We start from the raw sequence: 2170 nt of genomic DNA, 5'->3' as shown, positions 1-2170 counted from the left end.
CTGCTAACTTCCCAGAGCAATCAAACTCAAGTCCTCTGAGAAAGTGCCCTAAACCCGCAAAAATACTGTATTTTTAGCACATCTTTGCTTGCATTGATGTGCTTTTCTATGTTATAATTTGAGTATGATATCATACTCAACAAAGGAGGCCATCATGTACTACAACTGCCTGGTTAATATTCCTAAGAATACTGGTAAAATTTCCAGAAATAAACGGGGTAAGACTACCTACATCGAATACACTTATGCTAGAGAGTACCTTCCCGAGAAGAAATACAACGTCGCCAGAAGAACGACCATTGGGAAAGCTGACCCTGATCATCCGGGAATGATGTTCCCTAACCCCAACTTCGAAAAATTCTTCCCTGATGTTGAGATTCCCGCCGAAGGAACGGCGGCTGAACCGGTCAATGAATCCAGAAGCAGCTGTATCCGAATTGGTGCCTTCTCCGTAGTCAGACGAATTATTGAAGACTACAAGCTCGCTGAACACTTGAAGCGCTGGGATGATCGGGGGAAAGGACTGCTCCTTGACCTGGCCGCGTACTCAGTTATCGCAGAAAGCAACGTGGCTCAGCACTTCCCGGATTATGCCTACAACCATCCATTGATGACGCCACAGAACAAGATCTACAGTGACTCTACAATCTCGCGCTTCATTCGCGAGATCGATGACAATGACAGGGTCGACTTCTTGAACAGCTGGAACGCCACCCACGACAAGAACGAGAAAATCTACGTTTCCTATGACTCCACCAACAAGAACTGCAAGGCTGGAGATATTGAGATGGCGGAATACGGTCACCCTAAGAATGACGTTGGCGCGCCAATCATTAACTACTCGATTGCTTACGATATGACCAATGAGAAGCCCCTGCTTTACGAGAGCTACCCGGGCAGTATCGTGGATGTCTCGCAGCTGAAATACATGCTGGAGAAGATTCGCGGCTACGGCTATAAGAAGATAGGTTTCATCCTTGATCGTGGATACTTCAGTAAGGCTAACATCCAATTCATGGACTCGTGCGACTATGATTTCGTGATGATGGTTAAAGGCAGGGCCTCCTTTGTACACGGCTTGATCATGGAGCACATGGGCGAATTCGAATCAAAGAGAGCCTGCTCCATCAAGGCTTACCGGACTTATGGCATGACGGTTAAAGCCAAGCTGTACGCGGATGACGACACTGACCGCTATTTCCACATCTACTACAAGGCCAAGAAGCAGGCTAGCGAGCGGGCTAGACTGGAAGCTGATCTGGACAGAATGGAAGCCGAGATGGACAAGATAAAAGGCAGAGAATACAAGCTTCCAAAGCGATACGAGCACTACTTCAAGCTCACCTACCACAAAGACAAGTTCTATGGCTACAAGGAACGGGAAGATGTAATCGAGCGAGAGCTGCAGCTGTGCGGCTATTTCGCGATCGTGACCTCCGAAAAGATGACAGCCTCTGAAGCCTTGAACCTTTACAAGAGCCGCGATATCTCAGAGAAGCTGTTTGGCAGTGATAAGACCTTCCTTGGCAATCGCTCATTCAGAGTCGCAAGCAGTCAAGCAGCCGAAGCCAAGATCTTCATTCAATTCATCGCTTTGATAATCCGTGCAAGAATCTACACGCTTTTGAGAAAGCGCAAAGCCGAAATGCCGGGCAAGCCTAACTACCTGAGCGTACCTTCGGCATTGAAAGAGCTCGAAAAGATTGAGCTGATACGCCAGCCGAATGGCAACTATAAGCTCGATCACGCAGTCACGGCTACCCAGAAAGTAATACTAGGCGCCTTTGGACTGGACGAAGAATGGATCAAGGCGCAGGCAAGACTGATTGGAAAAGACATTCAGAACGCCGCAATGCCAGAAGAACAGAAAGACGATGACGAAGATGCCGAGAACGAAGAGTATTAAGACAATTGAAGCCGAGATCTCCCAAACAGAAGAACAACTCCAGCGCCTTAAAGAGCGCTGCGATAAAGCGTCACGGAAGCTTGATGCTCTCTATGAACTCAAGAAGCACCGGGAGCAGGAGGAATTACTAAAAGCTATTGATAAAAGTACCCGAACCAAAGCTGAGATCCTCGCGTTTCTGGAAAGTCATGCATAAAAGAAATACGGCTGGCAGAAAATCTGTCAGCCGTATGGTTTGAGTTGTAAAATCCTGGGAAATTAGCA

The 2170-nt window shown here is 47.4% G+C and carries 1 protein-coding gene; it reads left to right on the top strand.

The features are described 5' to 3' along the window. The first annotated feature begins 154 nt into the window (after positions 1-154). Positions 155-1906 (top strand): transposase, encoded by a 1752-nt coding sequence (locus tag CP352_RS10645; RefSeq protein ID WP_089143613.1) that lies wholly within the window; start codon positions 155-157, stop codon positions 1904-1906. The last annotated feature ends 264 nt before the right edge of the window (positions 1907-2170 follow it).

This window comes from Lactobacillus sp. UMNPBX1, from assembly GCF_002554085.1.
Lineage (GTDB): Bacteria > Bacillota > Bacilli > Lactobacillales > Lactobacillaceae > Lactobacillus > Lactobacillus crispatus.
Note: the sequence above shows the minus strand (reverse complement) of the source record. Positions and strands in the feature narration are given on the sequence as shown.